This window comes from Rhodoferax sp. P2_H8_2 (assembly GCF_056403235.1).
The window spans coordinates 90858-106564 of the sequence record NZ_JBFUFW010000003.1; the positions used below are offsets into that span (position 1 = coordinate 90858).

Genomic DNA, 15707 nt, shown 5'->3' on the forward strand with positions numbered 1-15707 from the left:
GGTTGTTACTGTTTTGGCAGCAGTTTCGCGACGAACTTCAGTACGACTCTGTTACCAGTTTGATAGCGGTCATTGGTGCTGGACGTTGCCGGGACTTTCACACGAATCAGACCTCCTTCGTAACGGACGAGGTAATCAACAGTTGCGCCGAAGAACATGACCTCATCGATGACGCCCGTGATTGCCGAGTCATCGTCCCAATCACCACTCTTTGCAAGAGTTATCCACTCTGGTCGGACAAAACAGATGTCATTCGTCTTTCCGGTGGATGGTGCTGGGTCGAGTTGAATCAGCGATTTGCTAGGCGTCTTGAGAAATGAACCGTGCTCTCTCTGGACGATTTCACCCTCAAAGAACGTTGCCTCCCCTACAAATTTTGCGACATAGGATGAGGTTGGTCTGTTGTAGACGGCTTCCGGGGTGTCAAGTTGATCAACAACTCCCTTGTTCATTACGAGGATTCGGTCTGACAAGGACATTGCCTCTTCCTGGTCATGCGTTACGAAAATCGTAGTCAAGTTGAGCTTCTTTTGCAGCTCTTTGATTTCGACCTGCATATCCTGTCGCAGATTCTTGTCCAGCGCACCAAGGGGTTCATCCAACAAAAGAACAGACGGTTTCAACACAATAGCGCGCGCAATCGCAACGCGCTGCTGCTGACCGCCAGATAGCTGACTTGGCATGCGATCTGCAAATGACTCCAGTTGAACAAGACGCAATGCTTCGAGTGCGCGCTGCCTACATACGTCAGCACTCAGTTTTTGCAGCTCCAATCCCATTGAGACATTTCGCAAAACAGTGAGATGAGGCCAAAGTGCAAAACTCTGAAAGACAAATCCAATCTTTCGCTTCCACACCGGCGTGTCGGTCACGTCCCGGCTCGCGATAACGATCTTGCCGCTGGTTGGTTCCTCCAAGCCAGCGATGATTCGGAGCAAGGTGCTTTTGCCACAGCCGCTTGGGCCAAGAATGGAGAGGAACTCTCCCGCCCGAACGTCTAGGTGCACGTCATTCAAGACCGTCGTTCCATCAAACTGTTTGCTAACGCCGCGGATATTTATATCGAACATATATCGTCTGATTGCTCCATGCGATTGGTTGCCACTGACATTTCTGTCGATTTAGATGATTACCGTCCAATTTCCTTATCCCAACGCTCTTTCCAGCTATCGAGTTTGGGAGTGATCTTGCGCCAGTCCCCAATGATCAGGCTGTTAATCATTTCATTTCCATACGGAACATTGATGTTCTGGGCCTTGAGATCCAAATCAGACCTCGATGGTGTGTAGCCAAGGTCTCTTGCGTATTCCACTTGGCATTCTTTGCTCAAGAGATAGTTAATGAACTTCATCGCAAGTTGTGTGTTTTGACGGCCCTTCACCACGTGGACAGTCGACGCAAGTGCAATGGCCCCTTCTTTTGGCACCGCAAACTGAACATCCGTGACATCTTTTTCATTTGCCCATTTCACTCGACCCCTCAACCAACGCGCCATGACAACTTCACCCGATCGAAAGAGATCCAAAAGCTGTGGGTGTTGGCTGTAGAAGACGGTGATGTTCTTGGACATCTCCGCCATCTTCTTGAACCCTGGATCAATGTTGTCTTCGCTGCCACCGTTCGCCTTGGCAAACATTACCAGCATCTCCGCATTTGCTGCGTCGAATCCAGCAGTCGATACCCGTCCTTTATATTGAGGATCGAGCATGTCGCTCCAGGACGTTGGGGGTTTTGCGACGAGTTTCTTGTTGTAGGCAATTCCATACTCACCAAAGTTCGTCACGACACCGTAATCCGAGAACCGCGCTCTTGGATAGACAGTCGCGAGATTGGGAATCACGGCGGGGTCAAGTTTTTCGAACAGCCCTTGCGCCTCTCCTCGGAATGCCCACGCGAAGTCGGCATGGATTACATCTACCTCTTTGCCCCTGGCTTTTGAAATGGCTTCTGCACCAGATGCAGGCAAGAACCGTACTTTCACATTATTGGCAGCTTCAAATGCTCCCATGTGCTTCTTTAGGGCATCAGTGTAGGCGCCACCAAAGGCTGCCACCACCAACTCCTTGGGTTGGGCCATTGCCCCGGTTGCCGCTATGGCGCTTAGCACTAACCCCATCAGGTACTTTTTCATAACTATCTCCTATTTGATGACGAATGAAATCCAAATTGCCCTAGATGACTAACACTTCCTAAACGTTTCTCAAGCACTTTTGGCATGCCCTAAGTTGCTATTTATACGCAGCACCCTAAAACTTGCCTTGTGGCCCAAAAGTTGCTGAGCACTGGACACCTGAACTGAAGTGCATCTGCCCTGGTGTCCGGCTAGCCCTTGAAAGAATCATAAATCAAAAAAAAGAAAATGAATAGTTTTATTTATTCATAAACAACACAGTCTGAATAATTTCGTGTACGATTCGAGCCATTACTTCACTGAGACGGTACCTGTAACGGGTATCGGAGCCGGCAGCAATGGTTTCAAGAACTCTTCTGGATGCATGCGAAACTGATCTGTGCTTACAGAGCGCCAAGTTGCGCTCGTTTGCTGTTGCGAAGAGCATTCAAGAGGGTGTTGCGGCGCTATGTTCTCGTTGCAAGAACACTCAACTAGCCCAAGCCGAAACTAAGCTACTTAGCGTTGATCCCCGCGATATGTCGCCGGGCCACCACCACTTATATGTGTGGCAGTCGCTGGGCATTGAGCACCTGGCCACTTGTTGTGCCGGGGCTGACCAAGATTCACGAGTAACAAAGCGCGCATCCAGATGTACCTCCTGGATGTCATTCGGCGCGACTCGTTCACCCAATTGCCATAGACCCTTCAATTTGATGCCTTCAAAAGAAGGTGCTTGGCAAATACCGTTGTCAAAAGCAACGAATCAACAAAACATTGGTAGCGCAACGTCACCAATTCAATTTGAAATTTTCAACCCCCTCGTCCCGTCAGCTCAACATTTAGGAGTCAAACCATGAAAAGAAAACATTTGATCGCAATCGCATTGGCCGGAATCGCCGGTGGTGCGTATGCTCAAACAGCAACCGTTGGAAACGCCAGTGTCACCGTCTATGGTGTCGCTGACCTGTTCTATGCAAACATGACAGGCAAAAACGTGGCCAATGCAGGAACAGCCACTGAATCCTCAAACCAAACAACATTTTCTGGTGTTGGTACTGGTGGTTGGGCTGCAAGCCGACTGGGCTTCAAAGGAAACATGGATGTAACGACAGACCTTAAGGCGCTTTTCGTTCTGGAGTTGGGCCCGTTGGTTCTGAATGACACCACAACTAATGCTGCGACGGGCAACGGATTGACGAAAACGCGAAAGTCCTTCGTAGGCTTGTCGTCTCAATCTATGGGTACCCTTACCCTCGGACGTCATCAAACGCCAGCATTTGATTGGTCATTTCAGTATGACCCATCGGGCGGCGCTTTCAGCTCGCTCTACGCGTTGGCCTCCGCTGCCGGGGCAGGAATCAACGCTGCTGATCGTGTCAACAATGCCATTCAATGGACATCTCCAAACTGGTCGGGTGTAACTGTCAAAGCGAACATGGCTTTTGTCAAAGAGTCCAACTCCGACATTGACGATGGCGTTGCCGCAAATCACAGTCAGAAGGTCAATAATCTCTCGGTGGCTTATGACAATGGCCCGATTTCGATAAGTGCAGTCGTTCGATCTGCAAGTGATACAACAGGTGTATGCGGTACTGCAGCCAGCGCTACGACCGCGACCAAGTGCTCAACAGCCGGTGCTCAGACGTTCAAAGATGGACAAGATGATTGGGGACTGGGCGGGACTTATGATTTTGGCGTCGCAAAGATGTTTCTTTCTACCCAAAATCTTCGGAAAACAAGCTCCCAATACGACACCCGTATCAACCACATTGGCGCAACTGTCCCAGTGACTTCTGCAGGAACTGTCGTTGTCTCGTACGCTGTTGGGACTGGCACTGCACTGAAGAGTGGCAATGAGGTTTCGCAAAAGGGCACCGCATACACGGTTCTCTATAACCACAAGCTCAACAAGTCCGCGCTGGCCTACGTCGGTTTCATGAATGTTGCGAACAGTGACCCCGCAAATCCACTGGGAAGCATTGCCCCAATCTCTGGCTGGACTAATACACCCGCACTTGTCGCACCTTCGACAAACACCAGTGCAAGTGTTAACGGTTTCGGCTTTGGAATTTCCTACACGTTCTGACCACTTGCTGAACTGGTAGTTGCGGTAGCGTTCTATTGCACCCAGTATGAATCGACTCCCCGTCTCGCAAGAGATGGGGAGGCCGATGATTCCCCTTCGAACCGCGAATTGATTTGCAGGCTGCCATTCGCGGAACACTTCATTCACAGCCTCTAAATTGCAGCCTCGTGGGGATTAAAGAAGTTCCATCCACCACCCAATCTTTTCCGGAGCCGTAAATGTCTGATCTTTCCAACCAGTCCTATCTGGACAGCAAGGCCCGCCCTGTGCGTTCGCCCCGTGGGCCCAAACTGACTTGTGCCAACTGGCAAATCGAAGCCGCATATCGCATGCTGCAAAACAACCTGGACCCTGAGGTCGCTGAAAACCCAGACGAACTGGTGGTGTACGGCGGCATTGGTAAAGCCGCACGCAACTGGTCGTCATATGACGCAATATTAGACAGCCTGCGCACGCTAAAACCCAACGAGACTCTGATGGTGCAGTCCGGCAAGCCCGTGGGCGTGTTTCGCACCCATGAAGGCGCACCACGCGTGCTGATCGCCAACTCCAACTTGGTGCCCAAGTGGGCAAATTGGGAACACTTCAATGAGTTGGACCGTAAAGGTCTGATGATGTATGGCCAAATGACGGCCGGCAGTTGGATCTACATCGGATCCCAGGGCATTGTTCAAGGAACCTACGAGACATTTGTAGAAGCCGGACGCCAGCATTTCAATGGTGATTTGGCAGGGCGCTGGGTGTTGACAGCAGGGCTGGGTGGCATGGGCGGCGCTCAGCCCTTGGCCGCCACATTTGCCGGTGCTTGCTCTCTGAACATCGAGTGTCAGCAGAGCAGCATTGACTTCCGTCTGCGCACCCGATACGTGGACGAGCAAGCCACTGATCTGGATGACGCTTTGGCACGCATCGCAAAGTACACCGCCGAGAAAAAGGCGGTCTCCATTGCCTTGTGCGGCAATGCGGCCGACATTGTTCCGGAGTTGGTCAAACGCGCCAAAGCCGGTGGCATTCGCCCAGACATCGTCACCGACCAAACCTCGGCACACGACATCATTAACGGCTATCTACCTTCAGGTTGGACGGTGGAGAAATGGAAGCTCGCACAGAAGGATCCTTCACAGCATGCAGCACTGACAAAAGCCGCTGGAGAATCCTGTGCTGTTCACGTCAAGGCAATGCTGGAATTCCACGCCATGGGCATACCGACTGTTGACTACGGCAACAACCTGCGTCAAGTGGCCCAGGACTATGGCGTGACAAACGCATTTGACTACCCCGGCTTTGTCCCAGCGTATGTGCGCCCGCTTTTTTGCCGCGGCATTGGCCCCTTCCGTTGGGTGGCATTGAGCGGTGATCCGGAAGACATCCGAAAGACTGACGCAAAGATGAAGGAACTTTTCCCAACCAACGCAGGCTTGCACCGCTGGCTGGACATGGCTGAAGAGCGAATTGCATTCCAAGGGCTGCCGGCTCGGATCTGCTGGATTGGATTGGGGCAGCGGCATCTGGCTGGCCTGGCATTCAACGAAATGGTAAAGAGCGGCGAGCTCAAAGGCCCTATTGTGATTGGTCGCGACCACCTGGATAGCGGTTCTGTCGCATCCCCGAATCGCGAGACTGAATCCATGATGGACGGTAGCGATGCTGTTAGTGATTGGCCTTTGCTCAACGCGTTGCTCAACACAGCCAGTGGTGCTACCTGGGTCAGCCTGCACCATGGTGGCGGTGTCGGCATGGGTTACTCGCAACATTCGGGCGTAGTCATCGTGGCCGATGGCACTTCCGAAGCGGCGGACAAACTGGGGCGCGTTCTATTTAACGATCCGGCAACTGGTGTCATGCGCCATGCAGATGCAGGCTACGAGATTGCTCTGCAATGCGCCAAAGGAAACGAATTGAATCTACCAATGCTGACCCAGCCTGGTAAGTAATTCATTTTGACTAACAAAACATACTCAAGAGGCTACATATGATCATTGAACCCGGACATTTCACACTAGCCCAGCTGCGTGACCTGCACAACAGCACGACGACTCTAGAGTTGGATCCAGCCGCCAGAGTTGGCATACGTGCCAGCGCTGATCTAGTCCACAAGGCAGCGCATGGCGGAGCTGCCGTCTATGGCGTCAACACAGGTTTCGGCAAGCTAGCCAATCAACGCATTGCGCAGGCAGACCTGGAAACACTCCAACTCAACCTGCTGCGATCCCATGCCGTAGGTGTGGGGGAGCCCATGTCTGAGCCAGTGGTACGCCTGATTCTGGTGATGAAGGCAGCAAGCCTGGCGCGCGGCTATTCTGGCATTCGCGAGGTGGTCATTGACCGCCTGTTTGCTTTCTACAACCTTGGCATCACACCTGTCATCCCCTGCCAGGGTTCAGTTGGAGCATCCGGCGATCTAGCTCCCTTGGCTCATCTGTGCCTGCCGCTGATTGGCGAAGGCGAAGTGTTTTTCAAAGGCCAACGCATGCCTGCTGCCCAAGCACTGGCGAAGAACAAGCTGGAGCCCATCAAGCTGTCAGCCAAAGAAGGCCTGGCACTGATCAATGGCACACAAGTCTCTACAGGCTTGGCCATTGATGCCCTATTGGCTACCGAACGTCTCTTTGAAGCAGCAGTGATTTCAGGCGCCGTGACGCTGGACGCAGCCCGCGGCAGCGACGGCCCGTTTGATCCGCGCATTCACGCCGTGCGTGGTCATCCTGGCCAAATCGCCTGCGCCGCAGCTTATCGTGCACTGGCGATTGGCAGCGCTATCCGCAAATCGCACCTAGAGGGCGATGACCGCGTGCAGGATCCGTATTGCCTGCGCTGCCAACCCCAGGTCATGGGCGCCTGCCTGGACCAGATGCGATATGCCGCCGAGGTTCTGCTGCGCGAAGCTAATGCTGTCACCGACAACCCTTTGGTATTTGCCGAGACCAATACTCTGCTTTCTGGCGGAAACTTCCACGCTGAACCCGTTGCATTGGCCGCTGACGCATTGGCTGTCGCAATTGCCGAGATTGGTGCCATCACCGAGCGACGTATAGCGATGCTGGTGGACACGGTGGTATCGCGCTTACCAGCCTTTTTGACACCTGAGCCTGGCTTGAACTCCGGATTCATGATTGTGCACGTGACCGCTGCCGCACTGGCATCGGAGAACAAATCACTGGCTCACCCAGCCAGTGTGGACAGCCTGCCGACGTCAGCGAATCAAGAAGACCATGTGAGTATGGCCACCTTTGCAGCTCGCCGATTGCAACAGATGCTGCGCAATACGGAATATATCGTCGCTATCGAACTGCTGGCGGCAGCGCAAGGCATCGAGTTCCTACGCCCTCTTAAGAGTTCGGATGTGCTGGAGGGCATTCTTGCACTGGTGCGCTCGGTGTCTCCGGCCATGATGGTAGATCGCAGCTTGGCGCCCGACATGGAGTTGGTGCGTGGACTGATAACTCAGGGCAGCATTGGCAAAGCCGGTGAGTTGGGAATCAGCGAGCTGAGCAACCTGTACCTATAGGCTGTTTCAATAGTTCTGTCCGAATGTATTGAGTGATGAACGAGTGCACAGGTATGGCAATTGTGAGGAACTGGAGCGAGTTCAGAACTAGGGGTTCGATCCGAGCATTTGTTGAAATGCACCCGTTAATTGCTTCCGACGATTAGGGCGTCGGAATTGACCGCGTTACTTTGTGGTCATTAGCCGATTCACTGAGGAGTGAATCGGCTTTTTTTTGTCTCATACCTCGCGCGTCAATCTAGGTGTTCTACGTGTCTATCTAAATCTCTTGAAGTTGCCCACCGCCCGTGAATGCCCTGAATGACCCTGGCGTGGCTGAAATCCGGTTGGGCCAGCTGGCTTTCCAGTAAGCGGACATTGGCTACAGACGGCTTATGGCCCAAAGGAGGCAGACCAGTCCATAGGTGGGCAACACCAGAGAATCAAAGACAAGTGGTCAATGATTTGCGGAACAGATGGTCAGTCAGACCGGAATACGCAATTCAAGCTGCTCAATGCGAATCGAGGATCCTTTTTTATCGGCGCTAGCTGCAACTGCCAAATTCATGCAGATAGATACATATTGAGATTCAATATTGCAGATGAACTAGCGCCTTTCTACGCCTTTGGGTTAGCATGAATCAGGCTTTCCAAAGCAGTGATAACAGGGCAAGGACGTGTTCGCGATACCGGGGTCTATCCACTCGACGCAGGCGCGCGGTTGCCATGCGCTGATCAAACAGGGCGCCAAGCTGGTGGAAAACGCACAGGACATACTGGAGGAATTTGGGCTGGAGGTCGCCGAAGACGCTCCTCTTTTAATAGCTGCTCACGCACAGCCCTCGGACTCCGATGGCACATTTGACGCCCAATTTGCATTGGAACAGGCACTCGGCCACGATCCGATTGGCTTGGATGCACTACTGGCCCGCACGGGGCTAACCACGGCCCACTTGCAAGCGCAACTGATGGCAATGGAACTGGAAGGCACTCTGGTGCGCCTGCCTGGCGGGCTGTTTCAGCGCGTGTTCAGAGCTTGAACGCCGGAAAAAGGGGGGAAGTCCGGCGCGCGCCAAAAGCCTGAAATATCTGGGCTATATTGGCCCCCATGTTTGAAGTGCTCGCCTTCGTTTACGACAACTACTACACCGGAGAAGCCTGCCCCGAGCCGGCCCATCTGAAGAAAAAACTCGGAGCCGTCGGCTTCGAGCCCGATGAGGTGGACGATGCCATGCGCTGGCTTGCCGGCCTGAACCTGGCATCCCAAAGTGCCTGCGCGGCCATCACGGTGCCCAGCCACGACACGCCCCCGATTCCACCCCAACCCTGGCTATTGCAGCCTAGCGCGCTGAGCATGCGCATCTACCCGGCACTTGAGCAATTTCATATGGGTACCGCAGCTCTGGGCTTCATCCGCTTCATGGAGTCCAGCGGCATGCTGCCTGCGCATATGCGCGAGGTTGTCATTGACCGCGCCATGGCGGCGCCCGGTGCCCCTGTTGCCTTGGACGATCTCAAGCTGATTGTGCTGATGGTGTACTGGAGTTTTGGGCTGGAGCCTGATGCGCTGGTGCTGGATGAGTTGTACGATGACGACCGGGTTCGGGTTGCGCACTAGCTTTTGCTTTTTTAGTTCTCGCTTTTTTAACACCCACTCCCCCAGCCCCTCACCCCGTCGGCGAGAGGAGCCTTTCAACAGCCGATTTTGTTACGTCGCGCCGACTACGGGACTACTTGCGATGCGTTGCCACCGCATGTAGTACGCCACGGCGCGAACCTGCGGTTGGGGCAACCTCCTGAGGAGTAGTGCGGCCCTTAACGATTCCGGGTGTTAAGTCTCGCTGCTGGCGCTGCGCGCCAGACCGCTCCGCTCTACCTTGCTGGAGACAGTTCCGACCGTAGGTTTATGCCGCTCCGAGTAATAGCAGTGGCAACGCTACGCAAGTAATTTCGTATTCGGAGCACAGCCGCCAAATCGGCTGTTAAGGCTCCCCTCGCCGACGGGGCGAGGGGCTGGGGGGAGCGGGTGTTAAAAAAGCCCTTGCAGAGAGAGCAAAAGCCGAGTTAAGCGAGTAACCGCTCTGGATTCGCTTCCAGCTTGGTCAACGCATCCCGCGTAGCCCGCACAGTCAGGGCTTCTTCTTCTTGTGGCAACAGCAGTCCGGCCTGCAAATAAGCCGCCAAACGCCCCGCTTGGATCAGGAAACTCTTGCCCGAGTTCGCAGCAAACAAGTTCAGGTGCTTGCGGTCGCTGCGCCATGCGAGTTGCACTTGCGTAATCTGGCCGTTGTGGTCCAGCGTGTACCAGGAGCCCAGATGCAGTTCCTGCGCCCAGGCCAGCATCGCCGCCGTAGGCTTGGAACCTCCATTGCCCACCACTTCAATGTTGGAGGCATCGATGCCCAACATCATTTCGATGGTTTCGGAGTCCAGCGGCAGGTCGCCCACACCGTCTTCCGTCACAAAGTCTTCCAGATTGCCCAGGCGTTGCGCCATCGCGTCGATCTTGGCCTGCGGGATGGCCTGTGTCTTGGACAGGAAGGCATCTGCCAGCGTATCGCTGACGACCTTGATGTTCTTTTCCTGCTCGCTGGGTGCCATAGCTAGCAGCGTCATACCGGAGCGCAAACGCAACAGCAAATTGGGCAAATCCTGAATCACCTTGGCGCGGTCCGCGCGATTCGGTTTGGCGCTGGCGGCCCAGACCAGATCCGTCGCAGATTTCTTCAGTGTCAACGTGTCGGCATGCTGTGGGCCTTTGCGTACAGCCGCAACTGCCAGGACTTCAGCCCAGACCTTGAACAGGAAGTCGCGAATCTCGTCGCGCACCGGCATGTCTTTCAACATGTTGCGCATCTCGATGGTGTACTGGATCGCCAGCGTTTCCTTTTGCTCCACCTGCTGCGCAACGCTGACCACCTTCTTGGTTGCGTCCTTGCCGGTCAGGTATTTGGAGAGGAACTTCTGGAATTCGTCGTAAACGATCTGGTAGACCTTCTTGCCCGTTTCGGGATACTGCTCGATCACCTGCACGATGCGCTTGATCTCGTTCTCCATGGCGTTGCCTTGCACGCCGGAGGAGTCAAAGCCCATCACACATGAACCCATGCGGTCAATCAGCAAGCGCGCTGGGTGCGTGGTGGTACCGAAGAAGTCCGGGTCTTCCAGCGCCACGCGCAACACGGGCATTTGCAGGCGGGCAAACCAGACACGGATGCCGGGCGGAATGCGGTCTTCCGCCAAAATCGCCTGGAACATCAAGGCGACGATCTCAATCGTCGCCTTTTCGCCCTTGGTTTCGGCCTTTTTCTTCAGCTCAGTCGTTTTTTCGCGGATGTTGTCTGCGACCCGCGCCATGCCCGCGGGGCTGTAATCCTCGTACATCGTGCCGCCCGCGGCATACACCACATTCATCGCTTGTGGCGAGATGGCAGCTGCCAAGGCAGGCGATGGCGCTTGGTGGGAAGTGCCTACAAAGTCACCCCCACCGTGACTGACAAACAGGCGTCGGATCTGGCCAATGACGCCCTGGGCACGGCTACGCGCGCGTGCCAATGGCGTGTTGCCCGTCAACATGCGCGTCTCTTCCGACGCACCGTAGTTTTGTCCGGAGTCACTGGCAGGGGCGCCAGCCGATTGCTTCCAGAATGGTGTTGACCCGCTACCGGAGCCGCTAGGCCCACTCGATGGGCCTTGTGGTGCCCCACCCGCAGGCGCTTGCGGCTGTCCTTGCGGTTGCGCTGCACCGGCACCCCAGCCCAGTCGTCCACCAAAGAAACCGCCTTTAGGGCCTGGTGAGCCGCCCTGTGCTGGGCCTATTCCGCCCTGACCAGAGTCGTGGTTGCCGCCGCCGGGCGCTGAGCCACCACGGCCCTGGGGCATGGGCTGACCTTGTTGTTGCGGCGCATAACCTTGGTAACTCGTGGGCTGAAAGCCGTTGCCCATGTCACCTTCGCCCTGCGGCAAATCCAGCGGTTGATTCGGCAGAGGAGGCATGGGCGCGGCACGTCCGGCCGCCCGTACCGGCGACTTGACGCGGTCCTTCAACTCAATGGTCGGCATGACGCCTTTGCTGATCAGTGCGTCATTGGCATTCTTGTAGGCGTCCTTGAAGCGCTCAATCAGTTTGGCTTGCACCACCTCACTGACTCCAGCCCAAGACTCACCGGGCATACCCGACTTGGTCCATTGCTCAACCATCAGCAGGACGGACACTTCCGGACGAAAAATATCGTTGCCTTCCAGGTCTTCCAGCGACTCCAGGAATTTGATACGCACCCGAAGGTCATCCAGCTGTGGCAGCACCTTGTCATTGACGGCCAGCACCATGCGGGACGCCAGAATCTTGTTCTCCACGACTTCGGTGCCGACCAGCTCCAAGCCAGCCGCATCCTGGTCGTTGGATTTTTTCCCTTTAGGAGGCTCCAGGCATTCGCGCCAGATCTTGATCGTGCTGTCCACCCAGCCCGGACGGCAGCGCTTGTAGGCCATCCAGTTGTCGCGTCGCGCCTGGTTTTCCTTGGCATTGGACGGCTCGTCCATCAAGGCAGTCAGTCGCTCCTGCACCAACCCACCAACCTCAGTCATGGCCTGCGCCGCTTCTGCGAGGAAGCGCTCGCGCACGGCGCGGCCCAGCTGCAGACGGGGGGTCATGTTGGGACGGGCGGTAGCCATGGTTCAGGCAGAGAATTTAAACGGTTGCGCCCGCGTTCGGGTCTGCAGGGTCTTCTTCTTTCTTGACGCCACCGCCCTTGATCAGGTCTTCGCGCTGAATGCCCAGCCACATGGCAATGGCAGCCGCCACGAACACCGACGAATAAATACCAAACAGGATGCCAATGGTCAGTGCCAGCGCAAAGTAGTGCAGTGTGGCACCACCAAACAGCAGCATCGACAACACCATCATTTGCGTGGCACCGTGGGTAATGATGGTGCGGCTGATGGTGGAGGTGATCGCGTTGTTGATGATCTCCTCGGTGTTCATCTTGCGGTAGCGGCGGAAGTTCTCACGGATCCGGTCAAAGATCACGACCGATTCGTTCACCGAGTAACCCAAAACCGCCAGCACCGCAGCCAGCACCGGTAGCGAGAACTCCCACTGGAAGAACGCAAAGAAACCCAAGATGATGATCACGTCGTGCAAGTTGGCGATGATGGCCGCGACGGCGAATTTCCATTCGAAACGGATCGCCAGATACAGCATGATGCCGGCCACCACAAAGGCCAGCGCCTTCAGACCATCGGTCGCCAGTTCATCGCCCACCTGGGGGCCGACAAACTCGGTCCGCCGCATATTCGCACTCGCGTCAGCGGCCTTGAGTGTGGCCATCACCTGTTCACTTTGGCGGCTGGCGCTATTGCCCTTTTGTACCGGCATGCGGATCAACACATCGCGCGCGGTACCGAAGTTCTGTACCTGCACATCCTGAATGCCCAGCGCCGCGACCGATGCGCGTATGGAATTGAGGTCGGCCGGTTGTGAGTAGCTCACCTCCATCAGCGTGCCGCCGGTGAATTCCACCGACAAATGCAAACCACGGGAGAAGAGGAAGAAGACCGCTGCCACAAAGGTGGCGAAAGAGATCAGATTGAACACCAACGCATGCCGCATGAACGGAATGTCGCGGCGGATTTTGAAGAATTCCATGCCTCTTTCCCTTTAGTCTGGTGCCACTTGCGAACCGGAATCCGGACGCCAGACTGTGCCAATGGATACGCTTTTGAGCTTCTTTTGCCTACCGTACCACAAATTAACCACACCCCGCGAGAAGAAAACTCCGGAGAACATGCTTGTCAGAATACCGAGACAGTGGACCACGGCAAAGCCACGTACCGGTCCGGAGCCAAAGGCCAACAAAGCCAGGCCAGCAATCAGTGTGGTGACGTTGGAATCGATGATGGTGGCCCAGGCACGGTCGTACCCGGCGTGGATTGCCGCCTGCGGCGAAGCGCCGTTGCGCAGCTCCTCGCGGATACGCTCGTTGATCAGCACGTTGGCATCAATCGCCATACCCAATACCAGCGCCATCGCCGCCATGCCGGGCAGCGTCAACGTCGCCTGCAGCATCGACAACACGGCCACCAGCAGCAACAGGTTGAACGCCAGAGCGATGCTGGAAATCATGCCAAACAGCATGTAGTACAGGCACATGAAGACTGCAACGGCGGCAAAGCCCCAAGTCACACTGTTAAAGCCCTTGGCAATGTTTTCTGCACCCAGGCTCGGGCCAATCGTGCGCTCTTCAATGATTTCCATTGGTGCAGCCAGCGCACCGGCGCGCAACAGCAAGGCCAGGCTGGTGGTCTCTTCAGAGGTGAAGCGCCCGGTAATCTGGAAGCTGTTGCCAAACTCACCCTGAATCGTTGCCACCGAGATGGCTTCGCCCTTGTTGCGGTCAAACAGCACCATGGCCATCAGCTTGCCAACGTTCTCCCGCGTCATGTCGCGCATGACGCGTCCGCCAACACTGTCCAGCTCGACACTTACGGCCGGTTGCTGGTGCTGATCGAACGTTGCATTGGCTTTGTTGAGCCGATCGCCAGTGATCACCACTTGTTTTTTGACGATCACCGGGTTGCCGTTGCGCTCCAGGAAACGCTCCGTACCAAATGGCACCGGGCCAGCACCCGTCGCAGCGGCACTGGCTTCCGCACTGTTGTCGACCATGCGTACTTCAAGCGTCGCAGTACGTCCCAAAATATCCTTAGCCTTCGCCGTGTCCTGCACACCGGGCAGTTGCACCACGATGCGGTCCAGACCCTGCTGCTGAATCACCGGCTCAGCGACGCCCAACTCGTTGATCCGGTTGTGCAGCGTCGTGATGTTTTGCTTGATCGCCTGGTCCTGTACTTCCCTCGCAGCAACAGGCTTGATCGTGGCAACCATCTTGAACTCGGCGCCGTCCGGCGTCTGCACCGTATCCAGGTCTGTCAATTGGTCCTGAATCACGCGGCGCGCCACCTCCATGGTTTCCGTATCCCGGAAACGGACTTCAATGGTCTGCCCATTGCGCGTGATGCCGCTGTGGCGCACGTTCTTCTCGCGCAACGCAGTGCGAAGGTCACCCGCCAGGGCTTCAGCGCGCTTGTTCAATGCCGCGGGCATGTCCACCTGCAACATGAAGTGCACGCCACCGCGCAAATCCAGCCCCAGGTACATCGGCGATGCATGCATCGCGGTGAGCCAGGCGGGGGAACGCGACAACAAATTCAACGCTACGACATAGTTGGCGTCACCGCCATCCGGGTTCAGCGCCTTCTGGATCGCATCCTTGGCCTTGAGCTGTACATCCGTACTGGAGAAGCGCGCTTTGATGGAGTTGCCATCCAAGGCAACTGCATCAGCGGTAATGCCGGCAGCTTTCAGCGCGTCTTCCACGCGGACCAGCGAGCTGGCGTCCAGTTTCAGAGCAGTCTTCGCGACCGACACTTGCACCGCAGGCGCTTCGCCAAAGAGATTCGGCAAGGCGTACAGCACCCCCACCAGCAATGCGATCACGAGGATCGCGTATTTCCATACCGGGTAACGGTTCATGATCTGTCGCTAACTAAAGAGGCTGAAAAATGCTTCTGAACAGTTGGGGACAGATATCTGTCCCACAAGGTCCTTACTTGATGGAACCCTTGGGCAGAACCTGTACCACTGCGCTGCGCTGGATTTGCACTTCAACACCATTGGCGATTTCCAGACCGACGTAGCCTTCACCCAGCTTGCTGACTTTACCCAGGATGCCACCTGCGGTTACGACTTCATCGCCCTTGGCGATAGCCTCGATCATCGCCTTGTGCTCTTTCTGCTTTTTCATCTGGGGGCGGATCATCACGAAATACAGCACGACGAACATCAGCACCAGAGGCAACATGCCCATCAGTGAATCTTGCATGCTTCCTCCGGCGGCGGCGGGAGCAGTTTGGGCAAAGGCAGAAGAAATGAACACAGGGAACTCCACAAATTAGGGGAAAACAAACCGGAATCAGCCCCAAAAAGCCGGGCGCACGAAAGAGCGCCTGGCCAAGGCAGA

General features: G+C 55.6%; 10 protein-coding genes and 1 pseudogene. 5 read left to right on the forward strand and 6 right to left on the reverse strand.

Translation table 11 applies throughout. The features are described 5' to 3' along the window. Window positions 1–5: 5 nt before the first annotated feature. Window positions 6–1070 (reverse strand): ABC transporter ATP-binding protein, encoded by a 1065-nt coding sequence (locus AC1DV6_RS06125; protein WP_477976146.1) that lies wholly within the window; start codon window positions 1068–1070, stop codon window positions 6–8. Window positions 1071–1129: 59 nt separating this feature from the next. Continuing rightward, entirely contained in the window at window positions 1130–2131 is a 1002-nt protein-coding gene (locus AC1DV6_RS06130) for an ABC transporter substrate-binding protein (protein ID WP_477976148.1), read from the reverse strand. Between the two features lie 835 nt (window positions 2132–2966). Between AC1DV6_RS06130 and AC1DV6_RS06135 the strand changes: the two genes are divergently transcribed. From AC1DV6_RS06135 to AC1DV6_RS06155, 5 genes and pseudogenes are all read left to right on the forward strand, one after another. Beyond that, window positions 2967–4199 (forward strand): porin, encoded by a 1233-nt coding sequence (locus tag AC1DV6_RS06135; protein ID WP_477976150.1) that lies wholly within the window; start codon window positions 2967–2969, stop codon window positions 4197–4199. A gap of 218 nt (window positions 4200–4417) precedes the next feature. Next, entirely contained in the window at window positions 4418–6133 is a 1716-nt protein-coding gene (gene hutU / locus AC1DV6_RS06140; RefSeq protein ID WP_477976152.1) for a urocanate hydratase, read from the forward strand. Between the two features lie 38 nt (window positions 6134–6171). Next, window positions 6172–7707, forward strand: coding sequence for a histidine ammonia-lyase (gene hutH, locus AC1DV6_RS06145; RefSeq protein WP_477976154.1), 1536 nt, complete (start codon window positions 6172–6174; stop codon window positions 7705–7707). Window positions 7708–8351: 644 nt separating this feature from the next. After that, window positions 8352–8726 (forward strand): annotated as a pseudogene (locus AC1DV6_RS06150) (DprA-like winged helix domain-containing protein); the annotation flags it as partial. Between the two features lie 68 nt (window positions 8727–8794). Then, window positions 8795–9304, forward strand: coding sequence for a Smg family protein (locus tag AC1DV6_RS06155; protein WP_477976156.1), 510 nt, complete (start codon window positions 8795–8797; stop codon window positions 9302–9304). A 446-nt stretch (window positions 9305–9750) separates the two neighbouring features. Here AC1DV6_RS06155 and AC1DV6_RS06160 read toward each other — a convergent pair whose 3' ends face one another. From AC1DV6_RS06160 to yajC, 4 genes are all read right to left on the reverse strand, one after another. Further along, entirely contained in the window at window positions 9751–12360 is a 2610-nt protein-coding gene (locus AC1DV6_RS06160; RefSeq protein ID WP_477976158.1) for a DUF1631 family protein, read from the reverse strand. 16 nt (window positions 12361–12376) lie between these two features. Beyond that, window positions 12377–13333 (reverse strand): protein translocase subunit SecF, encoded by a 957-nt coding sequence (gene secF / locus AC1DV6_RS06165; protein WP_477976160.1) that lies wholly within the window; start codon window positions 13331–13333, stop codon window positions 12377–12379. A gap of 12 nt (window positions 13334–13345) precedes the next feature. After that, window positions 13346–15220, reverse strand: coding sequence for a protein translocase subunit SecD (secD, locus tag AC1DV6_RS06170; protein WP_477976162.1), 1875 nt, complete (start codon window positions 15218–15220; stop codon window positions 13346–13348). A gap of 73 nt (window positions 15221–15293) precedes the next feature. Continuing rightward, on the reverse strand, window positions 15294–15623 hold the full coding sequence (yajC, locus tag AC1DV6_RS06175) for a preprotein translocase subunit YajC (RefSeq protein WP_477976164.1): 330 nt from the start codon (window positions 15621–15623) through the stop codon (window positions 15294–15296). Window positions 15624–15707 lie beyond the last annotated feature (84 nt).

Coding starts and splice junctions, on each gene's coding strand:
- AC1DV6_RS06125 (WP_477976146.1), bottom strand. CDS start 1,070: ATGTTCGATATAAATATCCGCGGCGTTAGCAAACAGTTTGATGGAACG.
- AC1DV6_RS06160 (WP_477976158.1), bottom strand. CDS start 12,360: ATGGCTACCGCCCGTCCCAACATGACCCCCCGTCTGCAGCTGGGCCGC.
- AC1DV6_RS06130 (WP_477976148.1), bottom strand. CDS start 2,131: ATGAAAAAGTACCTGATGGGGTTAGTGCTAAGCGCCATAGCGGCAACC.
- hutU (WP_477976152.1), top strand. CDS start 4,418: ATGTCTGATCTTTCCAACCAGTCCTATCTGGACAGCAAGGCCCGCCCT.
- secD (WP_477976162.1), bottom strand. CDS start 15,220: ATGAACCGTTACCCGGTATGGAAATACGCGATCCTCGTGATCGCATTG.
- AC1DV6_RS06135 (WP_477976150.1), top strand. CDS start 2,967: ATGAAAAGAAAACATTTGATCGCAATCGCATTGGCCGGAATCGCCGGT.
- secF (WP_477976160.1), bottom strand. CDS start 13,333: ATGGAATTCTTCAAAATCCGCCGCGACATTCCGTTCATGCGGCATGCG.
- AC1DV6_RS06155 (WP_477976156.1), top strand. CDS start 8,795: ATGTTTGAAGTGCTCGCCTTCGTTTACGACAACTACTACACCGGAGAA.
- hutH (WP_477976154.1), top strand. CDS start 6,172: ATGATCATTGAACCCGGACATTTCACACTAGCCCAGCTGCGTGACCTG.